General features: G+C 60.5%; 19 protein-coding genes. 9 read left to right on the plus strand and 10 right to left on the minus strand.

The genetic code is table 11. The annotated features are described in order from the left end of the window. Window positions 1-50: 50 nt before the first annotated feature. Window positions 51-341, minus strand: coding sequence for a muconolactone Delta-isomerase (catC, locus tag GCT13_RS42665; protein ID WP_152767806.1), 291 nt, complete (start codon window positions 339-341; stop codon window positions 51-53). A gap of 30 nt (window positions 342-371) precedes the next feature. Next, window positions 372-1,508: a muconate/chloromuconate family cycloisomerase gene (locus GCT13_RS42670; RefSeq protein ID WP_152767807.1), complete on the minus strand. Its 1,137-nt coding sequence runs from the start codon at window positions 1,506-1,508 to the stop codon at window positions 372-374. Between the two features lie 363 nt (window positions 1,509-1,871). On the opposite strand from GCT13_RS42670, the gene antA reads away from it, so the two are divergent. From antA to GCT13_RS42690, 4 genes are all read left to right on the plus strand, one after another. After that, complete coding sequence (gene antA, locus GCT13_RS42675; protein WP_321574991.1) at window positions 1,872-3,260, plus strand: anthranilate 1,2-dioxygenase large subunit; 1,389 nt, start codon at window positions 1,872-1,874, stop codon at window positions 3,258-3,260. A 3-nt stretch (window positions 3,261-3,263) separates the two neighbouring features. After that, the gene (antB, locus tag GCT13_RS42680) at window positions 3,264-3,755 is read left to right on the plus strand and encodes an anthranilate 1,2-dioxygenase small subunit (RefSeq protein ID WP_152767808.1); all 492 of its coding nucleotides are present in this window, start codon (window positions 3,264-3,266) and stop codon (window positions 3,753-3,755) included. 16 nt (window positions 3,756-3,771) lie between these two features. After that, window positions 3,772-4,809 carry an anthranilate 1,2-dioxygenase electron transfer component AntC gene (gene antC / locus GCT13_RS42685; RefSeq protein WP_152767809.1) on the plus strand — a complete coding sequence of 346 codons (1,038 nt, stop codon included), beginning with the start codon at window positions 3,772-3,774 and terminating at the stop codon, window positions 4,807-4,809. Between the two features lie 97 nt (window positions 4,810-4,906). Beyond that, window positions 4,907-5,905: an AraC family transcriptional regulator gene (locus GCT13_RS42690; protein WP_152767810.1), complete on the plus strand. Its 999-nt coding sequence runs from the start codon at window positions 4,907-4,909 to the stop codon at window positions 5,903-5,905. Between the two features lie 295 nt (window positions 5,906-6,200). On the opposite strand, the gene GCT13_RS42695 is transcribed toward GCT13_RS42690, so the two are convergent. Genes GCT13_RS42695 through GCT13_RS42715 form a run of 5 tightly spaced genes read right to left on the minus strand, consistent with a single transcriptional unit; the run spans window position 6,201 to window position 11,116 of the window. Continuing rightward, complete coding sequence (locus tag GCT13_RS42695; RefSeq protein WP_152767821.1) at window positions 6,201-7,136, minus strand: SphA family protein; 936 nt, start codon at window positions 7,134-7,136, stop codon at window positions 6,201-6,203. A 59-nt stretch (window positions 7,137-7,195) separates the two neighbouring features. Next, on the minus strand, window positions 7,196-7,729 hold the full coding sequence (locus GCT13_RS42700) for a flavin reductase family protein (protein WP_152767811.1): 534 nt from the start codon (window positions 7,727-7,729) through the stop codon (window positions 7,196-7,198). A gap of 23 nt (window positions 7,730-7,752) precedes the next feature. Continuing rightward, window positions 7,753-8,991, minus strand: coding sequence for a styrene monooxygenase/indole monooxygenase family protein (locus GCT13_RS42705; protein WP_152767812.1), 1,239 nt, complete (start codon window positions 8,989-8,991; stop codon window positions 7,753-7,755). A gap of 55 nt (window positions 8,992-9,046) precedes the next feature. Beyond that, the gene (locus GCT13_RS42710; protein ID WP_152767813.1) at window positions 9,047-9,835 is read right to left on the minus strand and encodes an SDR family oxidoreductase; all 789 of its coding nucleotides are present in this window, start codon (window positions 9,833-9,835) and stop codon (window positions 9,047-9,049) included. A 36-nt stretch (window positions 9,836-9,871) separates the two neighbouring features. Continuing rightward, window positions 9,872-11,116 (minus strand): dienelactone hydrolase family protein, encoded by a 1,245-nt coding sequence (locus GCT13_RS42715; protein ID WP_152767814.1) that lies wholly within the window; start codon window positions 11,114-11,116, stop codon window positions 9,872-9,874. A gap of 360 nt (window positions 11,117-11,476) precedes the next feature. Here GCT13_RS42715 and GCT13_RS42720 point away from each other — a divergent pair, with 360 nt between their 5' ends. Continuing rightward, window positions 11,477-12,490: an AraC family transcriptional regulator gene (locus tag GCT13_RS42720; protein WP_152767815.1), complete on the plus strand. Its 1,014-nt coding sequence runs from the start codon at window positions 11,477-11,479 to the stop codon at window positions 12,488-12,490. Window positions 12,491-12,861: 371 nt separating this feature from the next. Here GCT13_RS42720 and GCT13_RS42725 read toward each other — a convergent pair whose 3' ends face one another. Further along, a complete protein-coding gene (locus GCT13_RS42725; protein WP_152767816.1) occupies window positions 12,862-13,320 on the minus strand; it encodes an HU family DNA-binding protein in 459 nt (152 codons plus the stop codon). Window positions 13,321-13,777: 457 nt separating this feature from the next. Between GCT13_RS42725 and GCT13_RS42730 the strand changes: the two genes are divergently transcribed. Next, entirely contained in the window at window positions 13,778-14,467 is a 690-nt protein-coding gene (locus tag GCT13_RS42730; protein WP_152767817.1) for an H-NS family nucleoid-associated regulatory protein, read from the plus strand. Between the two features lie 734 nt (window positions 14,468-15,201). After that, window positions 15,202-15,405, plus strand: coding sequence for a cold-shock protein (locus tag GCT13_RS42735; RefSeq protein ID WP_152765322.1), 204 nt, complete (start codon window positions 15,202-15,204; stop codon window positions 15,403-15,405). A gap of 272 nt (window positions 15,406-15,677) precedes the next feature. Here GCT13_RS42735 and GCT13_RS42740 read toward each other — a convergent pair whose 3' ends face one another. Further along, window positions 15,678-16,997, minus strand: a complete 1,320-nt coding sequence (locus GCT13_RS42740; RefSeq protein ID WP_152767818.1) for a hypothetical protein — start codon at window positions 16,995-16,997, stop codon at window positions 15,678-15,680. Between the two features lie 206 nt (window positions 16,998-17,203). Here GCT13_RS42740 and GCT13_RS42745 point away from each other — a divergent pair, with 206 nt between their 5' ends. Further along, window positions 17,204-17,398, plus strand: coding sequence for a hypothetical protein (locus GCT13_RS42745; protein ID WP_152767819.1), 195 nt, complete (start codon window positions 17,204-17,206; stop codon window positions 17,396-17,398). 64 nt (window positions 17,399-17,462) lie between these two features. Here GCT13_RS42745 and GCT13_RS42750 read toward each other — a convergent pair whose 3' ends face one another. Beyond that, entirely contained in the window at window positions 17,463-18,176 is a 714-nt protein-coding gene (locus GCT13_RS42750) for an SEL1-like repeat protein (RefSeq protein WP_321574993.1), read from the minus strand. A gap of 513 nt (window positions 18,177-18,689) precedes the next feature. Here GCT13_RS42750 and GCT13_RS42755 point away from each other — a divergent pair. Then, the gene (locus GCT13_RS42755; RefSeq protein WP_152767822.1) at window positions 18,690-19,502 is read left to right on the plus strand and encodes an IS5 family transposase; all 813 of its coding nucleotides are present in this window, start codon (window positions 18,690-18,692) and stop codon (window positions 19,500-19,502) included. The last annotated feature ends 9 nt before the right edge of the window (window positions 19,503-19,511 follow it).

Genomic DNA, 19,511 nt, shown 5'->3' on the forward strand with positions numbered 1-19,511 from the left:
GAATGAAGCGGGTGGGTGGGGGCATCCTTTAAAACGCCAGCATTTCCGGTTCACGCGTCGCCGTCACGCACCGACGACGGATGGCGACACAACGGGGTTACTTCAATCTCCATGTACGGGAACAGCGGTAGAGCGCTCAGGAGGTCGTGGAGCTCCGCGTTGCTCCCCACCTCGAAGATGCTGTAGTTCGCGTACTCGCCGACAAGACGCCAGATATGGCGCCACTTTCCGCTGCGCTGTAGCTCCTGCGAGTACGTTTTCTCTCGCGCCTTGATTTCGTTAGCGACATCGGCCGGCATGTTGGCAGGAAGCTTCACATTCATTCGCACGTGGAAAAGCATGGTCCAGCGTCCTCGTGTCAGGGGTAGGGATTATCGGGTGACCTTCATGAGGCCATCGCGCGTGAAGCGTTTGACTCTCGCTTCGTCCAGTTCGATGCCGAGGCCGGGCCCATTGGGCACGGTCAGGGCGAAGTCTCGATAGTCCAGCGGCTCGGTCAGGATCTCTTCGGTAATCAGCAGAGGGCCGAACAGTTCGGTGCCCCACTGCAGGTTGGCGAAGCTCGCGAACAGATGCGCCGAGGCGACTGTGCTGAACGCGCCTTCGAGCATGGTGCCGCCATAGAGCTCGATATCGGCCGCATCGGCAATCGCGGCTACGCGCTGGGCGGCGAACAGTCCGCCGCTTTGTTCGATCTTGATGGCGAACACGTCGGCGCCCTCGTTCTTCGCGATCTCGAACGCGCTTTCCGGGCCATGCAGGATTTCGTCGGCCATCAACGCCACCGGGAAGCGGCGCATCAGGCGCGTGAGCGCCGCGGCAGAGGCCACTGGCTGCTCGACCAGTTCGCAGCCCGCGTCAACCAGCGCGGGGATGGCCGATGCCGCCTGCGTCTCGCTCCAGGCCATGTTGACGTCCACCCGTACTGCCGCGCGCTCACCCACCGCCTTCTTGATCTCGGCGACGTGACGGATGTCGGTCCTCGGCTCCCTTGCGCCGATCTTCAGCTTGAACACGTTATGCCTGCGTAGTTCGAGCATTGATTCAGCTTCGGCGATGTCTTTCGCCGTGTCGCCGGACGCCAGCGTCCACGCAACCGGCAGCCGTTCGCGGCGGCGGCCGCCCAGCAATTCGCTCACGGGCACGCCAAGGCGCTTGCCTTGCGCGTCGAGCAGCGCAGTTTCGAGTGCGCTCTTCGCGAAGTGATTGCCCTTGACGAGCTTGCCGAGGTGGGCCATCAACGCCTGGACGCGCGTGGGATCCTGGCCGATCATCGCCGGCGCGAAGTAAGCATCGATTGCCAGCTTCATGGCCTCCGGGCTTTCCGGGCCATAAGCCATCCCGGCAATCGTGGTGCCTTCGCCGATACCGACCACGCCATCGCCGCAATACACCTTCACCAGCATCAACGTCTGCCCGTGCATGGTCGCGACCGAGAGCTTATGCGGGCGAATCGTCGGCAGATCGACGAGGCGGGTTTCGATACGTTCAATCGTCGTTGCGGTCATGGCAGAAGCTCAGTGATGTACGTGCAATCCGGTGGACATGAGCTTGTAGGCGCTAGAGCTCGGTGTCGGTCGCCCCGATGGGCATGGTGGGGCGCTGACGGCATTAGATATCCGGGCCCGCGCGTGCGCTATCCGTCTATTGGACACTCACTATCCGTTTTTTCCGGCGCGGTCGCGAAACGCCACGCGCCGGGCCGGTTGTGCGGCGTCGCGAAGACGCTCCCAGCAAAGCGGAAAAGGCTGCAAAAAAAGCGGATAGCGAACGGCGACCAGGTGGATAGCGCCCGCACCGCATCGGGTATTCAATCCAGCTCATCAAGAACCCGGTCGCAAGACCGCTGAACAGCAGGAGGAGAACCCATCGTGAGTGCAGAGAAAAACACGTCGCAATGGCAGGAATTCATTGGCGGATGCCTCGATTTCCGTCCGGAAGAGGGCGTCTATCGTATTGCGCGGGAGATGTTCACGGAGCCGCAACTGTTCGACCTGGAGATGGAGTTCATCTTCGAGAAGACCTGGATCTACGCGTGCCACGAGAGCGAGATCCCCAAGCCCCACGACTTCATGACGATGCGCGCGGGCCGTCAGCCCATGATCATCTCGCGCGACGGCAACGGTCAGCTCAACGCGTTGATCAACGCGTGCCAGCATCGCGGCGCGACCCTCACGCGTATGGGCAAGGGCAATCAGTCGACCTTCACCTGTCCCTTTCACGCGTGGTGCTACAAGAGCGACGGACGTCTGGTCAAGGTCAAGGCGCCAGGCGAATATTGCGATGACTTCGACAAATCCACGCGCGGCCTGAAAAAAGCGCGCATCGCAAGCTACAAGGGCTTCGTGTTCATCAGCCTGGACGCCGATGCGACTGACACGCTCGAGGACTACCTCGGCGATGCCCGCATCTTCTTCGACATGATGGTCGCGCAATCGCCCACGGGCGAGCTCGAGGTGCTGCCGGGCAAGTCCACGTACACCTACGAAGGAAACTGGAAGCTGCAGAACGAAAACGGCCTCGACGGGTACCACGTGAGCACGGTGCACTACAACTACGTCGCCACGGTGCAGCACCGCCACGAATCGAACGCCCAGAAGGGCGGTGCGACGAGCGGAACGCTCGACTACAGCAAGCTCGGCGCAGGCGATTCCGAGACCGACGACGGCTGGTTCGCATTCAGGAACGGCCATAGCGTGCTGTTCAGCGACATGCCGAACCCCAGTGTGCGTCCGGGCTACGGCAGCGTCATGCCGCGCCTCGTCGAGGCACAGGGGCAGCAGAAAGCCGAATGGATGATGCATCGCCTGCGCAACCTGAACATCTATCCGAGCCTCTTTTTCATGGACCAGATCAGCTCCCAGCTTCGCATTGTGCGTCCGGTCGCCTGGAACAGGACTGAGGTCACCAGCCAGTGCATTGGCGTGAAGGGCGAATCGGATCAGGATCGCGAGAGCCGTATTCGGCAGTTCGAAGACTTCTTCAATGTTTCGGGCATGGGCACGCCGGACGATCTCGTGGAGTTCCGCGAGCAGCAACGCGGCTTCCAGGCGCGCCTCGAGCGCTGGAGCGACATCTCTCGCGGGCACCACAAGTGGGTGGCAGGCGAGACGGCAAATACGCGCCTGCTCGGCATCGAACCTGTGCTATGCGGCACGGAGCTGACCCACGAGGGGCTTTACGTTAACCAGCACGGTGCGTGGCAGACCTACCTCATGAAGGGGCTCGCACAGAAGTCGAACGTTACGAAGGAGGCCTGAACCATGTCCGTCACCCTGCAACAATCGGTCGAGCAGTTTCTCTATCGCAAGGCCGAGCTCTGCGACGCGCAGAGCTGGGACGAGTACCTCGCCCTCTTCGACGAGAACAGCGAATTCCACGTACCCCAGTGGGACTCCGAGCACGTGTACACGACCGACCCGAAGCGCGGCATGTCGCTCATCTACTATGCGAACCGCACGGGGCTCGAGGATCGCGTGTTCCGCCTGCGCACGGGAAAGTCGGCGGCGTCGACGCCGCTGCCGCGCACGCTGCACCAGATCACCAACGTCCGTATTTCAGAGCGCGAACGCGGCGAGCTGGAAGTCAAGGCCAACTGGGCCACGTTCTACGCCCGGCATGGCGTTGCCGAACATTTCTTCGGACACGTCACCTACCAACTGCGCCCAGCCGGCGAGACCTGGAAAATCGCTCGCAAGCACGTGCTCCTGCTGAACGACACGATCAACGCAGTGCTCGATTTCTACCATCTGTAAGCGGGAGTGCCACGAGATGAGCCACAAGGTTGCCTTCAGTTTTGCCGATGGCAAGACGGCGTTCTTTGATGTCCGAGCGGGTGAACTCCTGCTCGACGCCGCACTGCGCAATGGCGTCAACATCCCGCTCGACTGCCGTGAGGGCGTGTGTGGAACCTGCCAGGGACGCTGCGAATCGGGTAGCTATACGCAGGACTATGTCGACGAAGAGACGCTGTCTGCCGACGACCTCGCTGCGCGCAAGATCCTGTCCTGCCAGACGCGCGTGCAATCCGATGCGTCCTTCTACTTCGACTTCGATTCGAGCCTGTGCAGCGCCGGCGGCACGACGCTGCTCACTGGCAAGGTCACGGCTGTGAAGCAGGTTTCAGAAACGACGGCGATCCTGCATCTGGACGCGAGTGCCCATCCCGGGCGGCTCGATTTTCTGCCCGGGCAGTATGCTCGTCTGAAGGTGCCAGGCGCGGACGTTTGGCGATCCTATTCGTTCGCGCACCGGCCCGAGGACAGCAACCAGATCCAGTTCCTGATCCGTTTGCTGCCCGACGGCGCGATGAGCAACTATATGCGCGAGCGCTGCCAGCCGGGCCAGATGGTCGAGTTCGAGGCGCCGCTGGGCACGTTCTATCTACGCGAGGTGGCGCGGCCGCTGGTGATGGTCGCAGGCGGTACGGGCCTGTCCGCATTTTTGGGCATGCTCGACGATCTCGCTCACAAGGGCGGCTGTGGCCAGAGGGTCCATCTGTACTATGGTGTGACGAACGCGCGGGATCTATGCGAGCTCGATCGTTTGAAGTCCTACGAGGAGCGCATCCCGAACTTCGCGTGCGATATCGTTGTGATGAATCCCTCTGAAGCATGGCAGGGCAAGACGGGGCTCATTCCCGAACATTTCGACCGCGGGATGCTCGAAGCGAACCCGTTCGACATGTATGTTTGCGGACCGCCGCCGATGGTTGAGGCAATCAAGACATGGCTTGCAAGCGAACGACTGGAAGGACGTCTCTACTACGAAAAATTCGGGGACAGCAACAGTGCGCAGTCGTCCGCCTGACGCTGCTGATGCCGGGGCGCCTTGGGGTGTTTCGGTATTTTGTCTCGGCACGGGGTGCTTTACCATTGAGCATTCGTCAATCCTCCCGTGAAACGCCATGCCTTCCCCCGCCTTCAACGACAGTCGAGGTATTGACGCGCTGAGTCGAGATCTTCAGGGCGCGCGGGACTGGATGGCGTCGATTTGCGGACCTCATGGGCTGCAGGTACGCAGCCCGAAGGAACTGCAATTCCATCATTCTGGAACGGTGATGCGTTCCATGGCCAGCACGCTGGGGTATGTGGAGTACGGTACCGATGTCACCGTCTCGGTGCACAATGACGCACCGCTCAACAGCTATAGCGTCAGCCTGCCACTCACCGGCCAGCAGGAGCTCGCCGCGCAGGGCCGCCTGTGGCTGTCGGACCAGGACAGGGGCCTCGTTCTGTCGCCGCATGAGAGGCAGGACCTTGCGATCATGGGCAACTGCCGCAAGATCATCGTTTCGATTCCGATTCCGGCCCTGCGTCAGGTGCTTGAGGGACTTCTGCAACGCCCGCTCGACGCTGCGTTGACCTTTGAGCCCCAGATGAATGCCGCCCAAGGCGACCAGGCGGCCTGGTGGCGGATGGTCAAGTTCCTGCTGGCCGAGATGGGACAGGCGGGGCCGTTGCTCAATCATCAGCAAATGGCAGGGGATCTCGAGCAGGCACTGATCAAAGGGCTGCTGCTTGCTCAGCCGCATAACTACACACAGGCGCTTGCCGAGGCGATGCGGCCTTCGTGTCCGCACTATTTGTTGCGTGCGAAGCAGTTCATTCTCGACAACGCGCGTGACGATATCGCGCTCGAAGACATCGAGCGTGCAGCGGGTGTGTCGCGCTACAAGCTGTTCGAGGGCTTCCGGCAGCACTTTGGACTTGCGCCCATGGCCTGGTTGAAGAGGCACCGGCTCGAAGCGGTGCGGCGCGACATGCTCTCGGACTGCTCGGAGCGCAACGTGTCTTCCATTGCAATGAACTGGGGATTTTCACATCTCGGCCGATTTTCCAACGACTATAAGCAACTCTTCGGCGAAACGCCATCTCAGACACTCAAGCGCGCTTCAGGACGTTAGATCGTCCGGCTTCGAGACAAGCGAAGGCTGTGTGGACGGACGGGGCGCTCGCGCCTGGGCATCAAGGCGACGTGCGCCGCTTGATGAGGCAAGCTATGCGTCGTGGCACGGCGTGCAGGCAGGTGCACGACATGCGATCAGGGTTCTGTGAACTGTCAATGGAGCACGGCACTGAGCAGCAGGGAAGGGATTCACCGTGTGGGGACTAACGAATGCCTTTGCAAGCATTCGCGTGCGCCGTACCGGCAGACTCGACTCCAGCCGGCGTGCATGGCGCGAACTCTCGATCAGCGTGTCACTGGAAATGATGCACGTAGCGCAGCACCAGGCGCGTTCCTTCGGGCCGGTTGCGCGCACCCGCCTCGAAATAGGCATTAAACATCAGGTGGTCGTGCCGGGAGAAGCTGTACATCGCCCCCGGGCCGATCGCCCACACCGCTTCACGCTGCCCGGACACGTTCTGGCCATTCACCTTCATGTCGGTGATCTGGCGCAACCAGTAGCCGTTGAGGCCGATCCGCAGGCCGGGCGTCACCTCGTATTCCATGGCGATGTTGGCGTGCAGCGCCTGTCCTGCCTGTGATGAAGTCACACCTTCCCCCAAGCCTTGATAGGGCCGATTGTTCGTGGCATTCCAGAGGTAGTGCAGCCGCCAGGAAACCGTCCACTTCGGATTGATCCAGACTGTCGCGGCCCAGTACGGATCGATCGACCAGAAATTGCTGCCTGGGTTGATCGCCTTGCTCGGGTCATAGGCACCCGTAGGTGCAATGATCTGGAATTCGAAGCGCTGCACAAAGCGAGGACCATTCGAGCCCATGATCGGATCGAACTGGATGAACGGCCCAATGAGCACATCGCCGAAACCCGTGCGTGCGTTCAGCGCCACGTCGCCCATGCCGTCGTCGGTATGCGCCGATGCGACCCACGGCAAGATCACGTCAAGGCCCGGATGCGCGCCCGCAATCTTGAACGGCGATTGGTACACGAGCTGCGTGAGGCCCGCAAAGATATCGACGTTCTGCTTCGGCAAAGGGATCTTGTTGCCAGCATTGTCGTTGATCCGGCTTGCCGTGTAGTACTCGAGGTACTGCGTCGCGTACCAGCCGGACCCCGCCGGCGGTGCACCATCGAGGAAGCTCGTGAAGCCGAGGTTGACGTTGGGCAGGTCGCCAGCTATTGCCGATCCGGTCTTCAAGAGTCCAGACAGAGCGAAGCAGTAGAGCAGCATGCGGGACGTGGAGCGCTTCATGCGGTAACCTTATAAATATGTAATGCTAAATAATATGATTAAATTAATTCCGGATTATTGGTTACCGCGCCGTACTGCCCGGAATGGAAGACCAGCGGCGCGTGGCCCTCTGCTTCGAAATGCTCGATCTGCCCGATAAAGATCAGGTGATCGCCGCCTTCGTGCTGCGCCAGGTTGCGACACACGAAGTGCGCGCTGCAGCCGTCGAGCACCATGGTGCCACCAAGGCTTTCACGGCAGGCGACGCCGACGTACTTGTCGGGCGACGGTTTCGAAAAGCGGCGCGACAGGTCGGTCTGGTCTTCGGCCAGCACGTTGATCGCGAAATAGCCCGCGTGGACGAAATCCGCGCAACTGGGTGAAGTCTTGCCGATACTCCAGATCACGAGCGGTGGATCGAGCGACAGTGACGCGAACGAGTTTGCGGTCAGACCGATCTTGCGGCCATCGCGCGCGGCGGCTGTGATGACAGTAACGCCCGTCGGATACTGCCCAAAGGCGTTGCGCAATTGCCGCATCGCATTGAGCTGGCCATCGGGTTTCGCGGCAGTGGGTTCGAGCGTGCTGCACATGAGCTTTCTCCTTTTCGTGTTCATTACGCGGCGCGCGCGGCGTGTTCGTCGATCAGCGCCATGCAGGAGCTCGGATCAAACCACCACGGAGAGAACGTGCGCGGGTCGTCGAAGCCGTTGGCAATCGTCGAGGCCAGCGAAGGAAACTGACCGGCCGCGCCGAGCAACTCGAGAATGTGCGGCGGCGGTGGCGTGAGCAGTGAGTTCGTCCACTTGACGACCTCTTTCGCGTACGACCAATAACGGTCGAAAGTCTGCTGCATCCAGTCCTCGCTGAAGGCAGCGCTGTTGCGCTCGAGAATGGCATCGAGATAGACCTTCGTGCACTTGGCAGCATTGTTCGAACCCTGGCCTGTAATCGGATCGTTCACGACGATCGCATCGGCCATGCCGAACACGGTCTTGCCGGAAGGCAGCCTGAAGTAGGGATTGCGCACAGTCGGCGCAAAGCGGCCGCTCAACACGCCGTTGGGGTCGGTCAGTTCTACGTTTGCGCAGCGCTCGGCTTCCCACGGCAGATATTGGCGGAGAAAGGCCAGACTGGTCTCGAGATGCTGCTCGGGTGTCTTGACGCCTGCCCAGCAATCGAGCTGACCGCCGGGAATGCCTTCGAACACCATGATTTCGCACGGACCATTCGTGGTCAAAGCGGGGAACGCAAAGTATTCGCCCACGCCCGGAATCAGATTGAAGCGTACGCGCGAGTAGGGCGTCGACGGCGTCATGCCCTTCACGTAGGTCAGCGCCAGCGCGCGCTGCGGCTTGTCGAAGGGGCTGCATTCGGCGTTGCGGCCCAGCAGATTTACGATCTCGCCCTTGCCGGCTGCCAGCAGCACGAGGTCATGGCTCCTTGCGAGCTCTTCCATTTCGGGTACGCCGACCTCGCAGATTCGCACGTCGGCACCACGTTGGACGACGGCTTCGAGCCAGGCCGACATCTTGACGCGCTGATCGACGGATTGTGCCGGCCGAGTCATGCGCGCGGACCAGTCGATGATCTTGCGGCCTGGCAGGTCCGGATGCGGCACCGCGAAGCCAATCCCCTCCACGGGAGGGCAGGACGCGTCCCACCAGTTCAGGCCGAGATCTCGCTCGATCTGCAGAGAGGCGTTGAACATGCACTGACTGGACACGACCTTGCCGGTGCGGATTTGCTGTGCATCGCGATTGGTTGCAAGCGTGACTTCATAGTCGCGGTCGAGCAGGGAGAGCGCCAGTTGCAGACCAGACTGGCCGGCGCCGACGATGGCAATTTTTCTCATAACGAGTACCTCGAGGTCGATACGTCAGGGAAGAGTGTTTGCGAAGTGACGGGTCTTACTCAGCCAGCCTCGGAATGGCCGGCACAGCCTGTTCGGGGCCCATCGCCGAATAGCCGCCATCGACAGCGTAATCGGCCCCGGTCACGAAGCTGGCTGCATCGCTGCACAGGAAGGTGACGACATGCGCGATTTCCTCCGGGTTACCGACGCGTCCAAGCAGATGAAAGGGCGCGGCCACGCGGTCAGTCTTTGCGCGATCGCCATGCGTGAGTTCGTCCATCACGCGCGACCAGGTCCAGCCGGGCGAAACCGAATTCACGCGGATCCTGTCCTGGGACAGGTCCATCGCCATGTTGCGTGTGAGTGCCTTGAGCGCGGCTTTCGAGGTCGGGTAGAGCCAACGCCCCGTTTGAGCGCACTCGGCCGAGATCGAACTGAAGTTGACGATCGATCCGCCGCCGCGCTTGACCATATACGGATGCACGGCCTTGACCAGCATGACCGCCGAGATCACGTTTACGTTCATCGCGGCGAGCCAGTCGTTTCGGCCTGCCTGGATGCCGTTGTCCACATAGCTGCAGGCCAGATTGACGAGGATGTCAATGCCGCCGAACTGCCGCGCGGTTCTCGCAACCGCTTGTTCCAGCGCGCTGTCGCTGGTGATGTCGGTTTCGATGAAGAGACCGTTGGCGCCGAGTGTCTCGGCTACGCGTCTGCCGTGCTGAACGTCGATATCGAGCACGACAACGCTGGCGCCGGCGGCAGCGAGATCCCGGGCGACAGCCGCGCCGATCAGCGTGGCGCCACCCGTCACGATGGCGGTTTTGCCTGCGAGTGAGGTCATGATGGCTTGCTCCATATTCTTGAGAGGATGATTCGGTCAGTTCGTGTCGTTGGCGGGGACGCTGTCCTGCCAGCGCTTCATCAGCGTGTTCGATGGGAGCGTTTCGTCGAGCAGTTTGCGGGCGGTATCAGCGCCTGTTATGGGCAGCCCCCTCGGGTCGAGCAGGCCGATCTGCACCAGCACGCTGGCCTGGTCCCAGTAGATATGCTCGTGGTAGAGCTTGTCGCCGCGAAATTTCACCACGGCAAGCAGCGGAATCTCGACGCGCTTGCCCGTCGGCGCAATGCCGGGCAGCATCCAGTCGATCTCGGTGGTATGCGTGAAGCAGAACAGCGTTTCGTCGACGATCTGCGTTGCGCCGATGGTGCGCGAAACCGGGATGATCGTCGTATCGGGCGGATTGGCGTGCACGAAGTGGTGGCGATAGAAGCGCTTCAACTCGGTGTAGCCGACGCCGCCCGTGAGCGTCGGAATATGGTTGACGTAGGGCTCGGCCACCATCGTCGCCATCGTGGCATCCACGTCGCGCGTCGCAAACTCGTGGGCGAGGTGCGCCTCCCACAGTGCAGAGAGATCGTATTGCGGCCCTATCGTCTTGCGAAACGCGGCTACCGCGCGCTCGTGCGCCATCATGGCCGAGGGCTTGTCAAAGTGGTCGCCCCCCTTACGGGCGAACGCGTGATCGACGCCCGGATAGACATACACTTCGACATTTTCGTTGTGGCCCAGCGCGGCCGTGATCTGCTGCTGCGCGTCGGGTGGGCAGAAGCGATCGAGCGCCGCCATATTCAGGACGACGCGCCCCTTGATGTTCGCCGCTTCGTCCAGCGCCTGTTCAATACCCACGCCGTAGTAACTGACCGCGCAAGCCACGGGAAGACGGCAGGCCGCGAGCCAGGCCAGTTTGCCGCCCAGGCAGAACCCGAGCACACCGACCTCGCCGCGGCATTCGGGCAATGTCCGGAGTACGGCGAGTGTCGCGCCGATATCTTCGACACCCTGGTGTTCGTCGTATTGCTGATAGAGCTCGAACGCACGCGCAAAGCCGGCTTCCGTATAACCGAGTTCGATGCCCGCCTCGACGCGCCAGAACAGGTCGGGCACCAGCACCGTGTAGCCTTCCTCGGCGTAGTAGTCGGCCACGTCGCGCATGGTCGCGTTGACACCGAAGATCTCCTGGCACAGCACAATACCCGGCCCGGTGCCACTTGCAGGAGTTGCCAGGTAGGCCCGGAACGCGCCGCCTTCCGGTGCGGGAATCTCGATGTATCTTCCTTTCATTGTGGCCTCTCCGCCAGGGTTGTGTCTCGAATGCCCCCAGTGTTCTGCGACAAAACAATGGGCTCTATCCGTTTCATCCAATGGGTATCCGCGGAATCCAAAAACGTGCGGAACGAGGGAAAACCCCTGCCAGGCGGGCGAGGGTAATTGAGGATGGCTGCCGCAGCACGGCAGGCCTACAGTACGCAGCGGCCGGCAGAGGGCCAGTTCCTGTGCCTTTAACGTCGCCCGGCTTGCTGGAGGCTTCCGGAGCGAGGAAACTATCCGGATCTTCCGCGCGACGCTTCCTTCAGACGGTTCGTGGAGTCGGGGAAAACCGCGCACGGATCGGGTGCGCGCAAATGTTCTTGGAGCGCTTCTATGGAGCATCTTCCCGCTGCGAATGTGCTGGTCGGCGCGGCCTGCTTCAACAACGACACCCTGTTGCTCGAATCGGGCGACCTTAACGAGGTGCGCGAGTGCGTCGGCTCAGTGTTCAAGCCTCACAAGCTCGCGATACCGGGCGCTTCACACCAGTTGCCGAGCCGCATGTACCACGCCCGGCACGGGAGCCTGTCGCTCAATCTGCTCCACTATGACGGCGACGTGACGATCGATCCCGAACGTCTCGACAGCTTCTTCCTGTTGCAGATCCCCGTGAGCGGCGGTGCTGAAATCGAATGTGGGGATCGCCGTTTCGATTCGTCGCCAGCCGTTGCGTCGCTCGTGTCGCCGACGCTGCCCTTGCGGATGCGCTGGATTCGTTGTCCGCAGGTCGTGCTGCGCATCGAGCGCGAAGCGATCGAGCGCCACTGCTCCCGCCATTTCGGCACCGAAGAGCGCGGAGCGGTTGAGTTCGAGCCTGCATTCGAACTAGCTTCACCATCGGGCATATGCCTGTTGCCACTGCTTTCGGTGCTGGGGAATGCATTGAGCGATCCGGCGCACCCGCTGCGTCATCCACTCGCCTACGAGCAGTTCGAATCGACCTTGCTCAACGCGCTCGTCTATGGGCAGCCCAACACGGCGCGCAATGGCGCGCGGCCCTCGCGCGGACCGCTTGCGCCGTTCTACGTGAAACGGGTCGAGGAATATGTGCGCGCGCATCTGCATGAACCCCTGACGATTGAGCGGCTCGCCGACTTCGCAGGCGTAAGTGCAAGCACGCTGTTTTCCGGCTTCCGCAATTGCCACGGCGTAAGCCCGATGGCTTGGGTGCGTCAGCTGCGCCTTGAGCGTGTGCGCGATGAGCTGCGCGGCGCGGCGGCTGAACCGGTTTCCGTTACAGACGTTGCGCTCAAATGGGGGTTCGCCCACCTGGGCCGGTTCGCAATGGAGTACAAACGGGTGTTTGGCGAATCGCCATCGGTTTCGCTACGAAACCGTTCCGGCTAGCGAACGGCAGACAGTCCGCGAGCGTCTCGTAGATTTAACATAAGTGGCGACGACGAGCGACAAGAACTGTTGACGCTGTGTCCGATGAACGTAGTGTGCGCACTTTCAGGCGTCTAAAAGTGCGGTCGATGCCCGTCCTGATAGAGGCGGCTGCTGGAGAGGGAGACCATGCCTGAATGGTCATGACCTGCGCCGGTGCCGTTCGCGCCGCATGATCGCGGGCGAGAAGCGGAAGTGAGAGAGCAGGTGATCGCGATCACTGACACGCCAGACGGGTAACTCGCCACCATGTGCAGATGAAACCAGCGCGGGCATCCTGTCGGGAGCCCGTATAGGCACTGTCGTCCCTCACACAGTCGTAACGACTCGACTCAGGCCGCTGCGTCTTTCAGTTTTTTCAGCGCACGCGCCTTGATGCGCACCGTAGCAGGTTTCGCGTCGAACCAGCGCTCCTGACCGGTGAATGGATCCTTGCCGAAGCGCTTCTTCTTCGCCGGCACTTGCTGAACGGTGATCTTCAGCAGGCCCGACAGCGTGAATTCACCAGCCCCTTTCTTGTGAACTGAGCCGAGAATGGTGTCTTCCAGCTCCGCGAGAATCGCCTTCGCAGCCTTGGGCTCAACGTTGGCCGCTTGCGCAACGTGATTGGCAAGCGACGACTTCGTGAACGTTTCTTTCACAGGCGTGCCAGCCACCAGCTTCTTCGCCGTGCCGTTCGCAGCCTTTGCCGGTGCTGTCTTGGTAGCAGCTGTCTTGGCAGCTTTGGGTGCAGTTTTCGTTGCGGCCGCCTTTGCGGACTTGGTTGCCGTCTTCGTTGCAGTCTTTGCCATAGTCTTGTATGACTCACTTTCGAAATAGGAAGTGCTCGCCCTTGCTCATGCGACAAGCACGGCCATTCTATGACGTCCGTGACATCGCGTGTCAAGAAAAAGCCTTAAAACAAGCACCGAATGAGTTTTCCGCAACTCGACCGCCGGTCGTTCGACACGAAAATCGGGGCTCCCCGCGATATTGCCGATGAAGAGGTATTGTAGAAGGGTGAGTCTTTTCGGAATGCCTGGGATTGCCTGGCAGTTCGATCGAATGAGATCTCACAGACCGGCCACAGCGAAGCGAATGATCCCAGCGCTTGCCTCGCCGATGGTCGCATTCGTCGACAACCTCAATCGCAATTGCGCTCAATCACAGACCTGCGTCGACCACTTGGGAATAGTTCGCTCCGCTTCATAGCCTGTTTCTGTTGCTATGTGGCATAGTGCGGCCAGTGGTAACCAAATGGGAGGAAACATGGCCACAGTGGAAAGCCTGCAGGCAAAAATAGCGAAACTTCAGGCGCAAGCGGAAGCGATCGCCAAAAAAGACTCGTCTGCTGCGATCGCGAAAATCCGCGACTTGATGGAGAAACATGGTCTGACCACCGCCGACATCGATGCGCGCAGCGGCGGAGCGATGAAACGCGGGCGCAACCCGGTCTCCGTGTCGGCGGCAAAGAAAGCGGTTTCGGTGGCCAAATACCAAGACCCGAAAACCGGAGCGACATGGACTGGTCACGGTCGCGCGCCGGGGTGGATTGCCCGCACGAAGGACCGCAGTAAGTACCTGGTTGCCGGCGGTTCCTCTGCCTCTGCAACTGCTACCGGGAAGGCGGTGAAGTCTGGTAACTACGTTCGGGGCGTCCAGCCAGCCCTCTACGCGGATCCCAAGACTGGCGCTACGTGGAGCGGCCGTGGCCGGGCTCCCGCCTGGATCGCTGGCGCCAAGAACCGCAGCAAGTTCTTGATTGGAGAGAGGGGAGAAGGCAAGGCTGAGACGAATGCTGTTGCAGGAAAAGCGGCCGTGACGAAAGCTGCGGCGAAGAAGGCTGAATCCCGAAAGAGTGCTGTGAAGAAGGCTGCGGCGGTCGCCACGAAAGCTCCGACGAAGAAGGCTCGAGCCAGGCCGGTGGTTAGGAACGCAGCGAAGAAAGGCCGTCTCTAGGAGGACGCCGGGTTGGCAAAGCCGCAGGCAACACTGCTCCCGCCGTGGTTCCAGAAAGCAATGGCGAGACAGGTTTGGCGTGACTGACGTTCGAATCAAAGACGAGGTGAGTCAAGCGAGGCCGGTGTCTCGTTTGGTGCAACTCTTTCATGCGCCGGCGAACAGATTGCTGTATTGACTCATCTGGTCGTCGCTTTGATCGGTATCCTCGATCGCGATTTGTTAAATGGGCATCCGTGCGGTCAGGTTGCTGCTCCAAAAGTTGAAGATCCCGACTTTTGGTGCGTGTTCAGGCCGACCACCCACTCAGGCGATCGGCCTTTTTTTCTTTCAGCGAGCAACGCAGGAACGCCAAGGGTCAGTGCGCGGCATTGTGCCTAGCACGCAACGCTCCAGTCTGGAAGGTATTCCGTCGGAGACTTTTCGCATATAACTTAAACCCTGCTGTGTATTTCGCGTCTTTCGATGGCAGCCATGGTATCTGTTGTCGCCGTCAGTTTCTGGCGCAGTTTGCGAAAACGACGCGCCGGTTAATATGCAATCCGCATCGCGATTGACCATAACTTCGCGACGAAAGCTGGGGAGAGAAACACGACCCTGGCGGCGTGGCGCCGCGCGATATGTTCGGTGCGCCACTTTCGTGATTTTGAGCGGAGCAGAAGTCGTGATAAAAGATCCGTTCGCGTCAGGCACAGCGCCGTTGACGCGTAACATCAAACCAGGACATTCAGGAAATGGCAACAGGGATTGTGAAGTGGTTCAATGACGCAAAGGGATTTGGCTTTATCACGCCGGACGGCGGCGGGGAAGATCTGTTTGCACATTTCTCGGAAATCCAGTCGAGCGGCTTCAAGTCGCTCCAGGAAAACCAGAAGGTGTCATTCGAAGTCAAGCAAGGCCCGAAGGGCAAGCAGGCAGCGAACATCCAGCCGCAATAAGGTCTTCAGGTTGCGCGGCGAAACAAATGGCCTGTTTAGGCCATTTGTTTTTTGAATGCCGCCGATGATCGGTACCGAAAAGGTCGTTGCAGCGACGATTCGGCTTGCAGGGGCCGGACATGGGTCTGCGCCACGAGTCGACGCTTCTCCGAAATGAAAGTATCAAGCGGTTGAGGGTGCATCCTGCCCACCCAAAGAGGGCCCGGTTGCAACCCCTGAGTCCCAGGCGATTTTCGTGGCCAGTGCGCGGACCCGTGAGCGTTAACAGCTTGTCACAAGAGGACCGCTTGCTGCAGAAGCTCCAGGGCCTTGAGTTCGTCCAATCGCCCCGTGCGCGCTTTACCTGCCAGCGTCTTGAGCAATGCTTCCGCGATCGGCCCTATGCCATGAAGATTCTCCAGGCTCGTCACGGGTGCAAAGGCAAGTGGTGCAGGCATTTGCTGAGGCATTCCTGAAACGGAAGGCGACTCAGGGTTCGCCGGTGCTTCTGCCGTGGCCACGACACCATTTGCTTCAAGTGAATGACCAGCGTGGTCGCCGGGCAAGGCATAGACCTGCTGTTGCGGGCAGACGACCCTCGTCTCGTTCCCTTTTGCCGTATCCGTCTGCAACGGATCATCAGAAATGCGCAGGACGTTCGCCTGTGCATCCAGCTTCGCATCGGCCGCAAGCGGCTCATCTTCTTTACCGGAAACACGACCACGCGGAGCAGGCGCAAGCATATGCGACACCGACCCTGGAATTTCGCCTTCGGAGCGTGGTGTATCCAGCCACCCAGCCGGCAAACCGAGTCGCTCGGTGAACCGGTTTGCTTCGACAGCGTCCATGCGCTTCTTGCCATATAGCCGATCGGCGATGTTGAATCCGCTCATCTCCATGACCACGCCGAGTCGCACCTTCGATCCGTTGCGACTGGTGAGAAGGCGGAGGTTAGCGCGTCGGATGTTCTCCAGCTCGGCGCCGTCGCTCAATGCCAGCGGTTGCTGTTGCGGTGTTTTAATAGACGTCTTGTCTTTCAGCCGCGGAGCCTTCAGCGGTTCAGGCATTTCGATTCGACTATTCTTGACGGCTCTCGGCGAACCGCCAGCTACTTTCTTTGGCATTTGCGCTTCCTTGGACAAACTATCCTCAGGAACTGGTGGCTGGTCGACGGTCCTGGCAGGAGCCGGCTCAAGTGCTTCGGACTCTGCGTCGAATCCTTCATCGATCTGAACGAAGTCGAGCGGTGACTTCAGGCGAGCGATGGTCGCGTCCGCGAGCGCAGGGTTGGGCTGGTCAAAAAAGCCATGCGGCAACCCAAGCGCGGTTTCCATGTGAAACGCGGTCTCGGGCGTGAATCTCTCACCGTTCATCAGCTCAGTCACGCGCGTCATGCTGGATTCAAGTGCTATCGCGATATTCTCTGCGCCCACCGCATCGACCAGAAACCGGAAGGATCGTGTTTTGAAAATGGAGGCGGTATCGGTCGTGTCTCGAGGGGGCGCCTTCACATACGGTCGCCCCTGCCGGTTAGCTGGAGATTTTTTCTCGTGGCGGGGTTGGCGTTGGCCGCTGTCACGAGATCCCGCATATCGCCTGCGGGCTTGACTCATATAGTAGGACTCCATGCAACGTTGATTCTGGACATGCTGATTATAGATGAGGCGAAGTCGGCATTTGACGCCGTCCTCATGCTGTCACATTTCGGGGTTATGCTTTACGCCCTCGCTGGTAAGCCCGCGGCCGTGGGTGGTCGTGCAGCGCCCGTCACCGGATAACCTGAGCCGGGCGTTTTTCTCTTTGCTTCAGGAGCGGTCCCGTGCCGAGTGCCCACGAATTTGCAACATTGATGCTGGTCAAGCACTCCGCCGATCACATCGCGGATCGGGAAGAACTTGGTGCGCTGCTTGAACACCAGCTTGTCGCACTGGAGCGACTCGCGGGAGGAGCAGTACGCCCTCGCATCACGGAGGACGGAGAGTCTCTTCTCCGTAATCTTGCCTTTATCAATTGACGGAAAATATCCGCCGGGTGCTGCCTGAAATCCGCCTGCCGCACGACTCGCGGGCCGTCAAACCTCAACGAAGCAATTCCAGGCGGCGCTGGCAATGTCTGTCATCTCCGCCGCGTCGATAGCTCTGCATGGCCTTCGTGCGGTCCGGGACGGATCTGTCGTCGGCGGCACCCCACAGGCCTTCCCAGAAAAGCCCGAGATTGAGTGCCGCGGCCTTGTGTCCCAGTTCAATGGCTTGCTCGTAGAGCGATCGCGCGCGGCTCACATCAATTTGCATTCCCCGTCCTAGCCGTGCGCTATCGGCCAGCGCAGCGGCAGCCATGCCGCGCAGACGACTGTCCGCGGTTTCATCTTTCATCACATCGTCAAGAATCGCGTTTCCAGTCTCAAAGTCCGCCTCACCGCCTGTGGGCGTCACGAGAGAAATGGCCATGGCTACCCGCCACGCCGGGTGGCGGTTCACACCAATGCGCTCGAGCAACCAACGTCCCAGATAAGCTGCTCCATCCAGCGTGCTGGTAAGAAGCGCATTTGCGATTGCGGCGAGTGATTCGGGTGACAGGAATCCGGTCTTGTTTGCGGCGAGCACATGCCTGCAAAACTTTTCAACATCGAGGGACGGGTCGGCGCCACGCAACTGATGCCATTCACGCTCAATCGTCCCGACCCAGCTTTCCATTTGCATGGTGAACAATCCGCTGGTGAAGAATGCACCTGATTCTAGCTCACCTTTTTGCCGCCCCCCAAAGCGATTTTGTGTGTGCTCACGCGCGGTCACTTCCGGGGGGCCCACGGGAGACCGCTTTCAGGCTCGCCCGTCGTCCGGCCACGCAAGCGGGGTAACACGAGTGCGGGCAGACTCGCTCACCGTTTGTGCCAGAAAAGTGAACGGGTCGATAGTTGTGGCTATCTACCCCTTCATTTCGGGACATTGATGGACAAATCAACGATTTTCAGTGGACGCCCGTCCAGCCGGACCGTGAATGGGGATGCCTGTCCAGCGGCAGCGGGCGGGACGGGGCAGGGCGGTGAGCCTTTTCGGGACGCGGTGGGGCGCGCGCCGGTGCGGCTTTTTCACAACCTCTGCCGCGCGCGCTGCCCGTACAATCCTTCCACAAAACGGACGCGAGCCAGGAAGGCGGCACACGCGTCGGAGAGTGAAGGACATGACACCGGTATGGCTTGACGTGGTACGGCAGTTCGACTGGCAGGGCGCGCTCAGGGTCGCTCTCCCTTCGGCTCTTATTAGACCGTGTTAGGAACTTTTTATAGAACCTGGTACCCTGGAGGGATGACAAAAGAAAGACGCAAACCCTACCCGACAGACGTGTCCGACGAAGAGTGGAGCTTCGCGGCGCCGTATCTGACGCTGATGGATGAAGCAGCACCGCAGCGCAAGTACGAACTGCGAGAAATGTTTAACGCGTTGCGCTGGATCGTACGTGCTGGTGCGCCATGGAGAATGATGCCCAACAACTTTCCTCCGTGGGAACTGGTGTACCAGYAGACCCAGCGCTGGCTTCAGGCAGGCTGCTTTGAGAACATGGTCTGCGATTTGCGCTCGATCATCCGTGTGGCGCAAGGACGGCAGGGCCAGCCCAGCGCCGTGATCCTGGATGGCCGGACAATGCAGTCCACCTGCGAGAGCGGTCCGCGCGCGGGCTATGACGGCTACAAGCGCAAGCGTGGCAGCAAGGTCCATATTGCAGTCGACACGCTGGGACATTTGCTCGCGGTGCACGTCACGCCCGCCAACGAGCAGGAGCGCGCGCAGGTGGCAGAACTCGCGCGACAGGTGCAGGAAATCACGGGAGAAACGGTCAAGGTGGCCTTCGCGGATCAAGGATACACAGGTGAAGACGCTGCGCAGGCCGCCAGCAATGAAGGCATTGATCTGCAGGTCATCAAACTGCAGGAAGCAAAGAAAGGTTTCGTGCTGCTGCCCCGGCGATGGGTGGTCGAGCGCAGCTTTGGCTGGCTCAACCGCTTTCGCCGCCTCGCGCGGGACTATGAGCGATTACCTGAAACGCTTGCCGGGCTTCATTTCGTGGTCTTCGCCATGCTTATGCTCGTGCATGCAGTGCCAGTACTTCAAAGTTCATAACACGGTCTA

Origin of the sequence: Paraburkholderia franconis (assembly GCF_009362735.1) — a bacterium.
Classification (GTDB): Bacteria; Pseudomonadota; Gammaproteobacteria; order Burkholderiales; family Burkholderiaceae; genus Paraburkholderia; species Paraburkholderia franconis.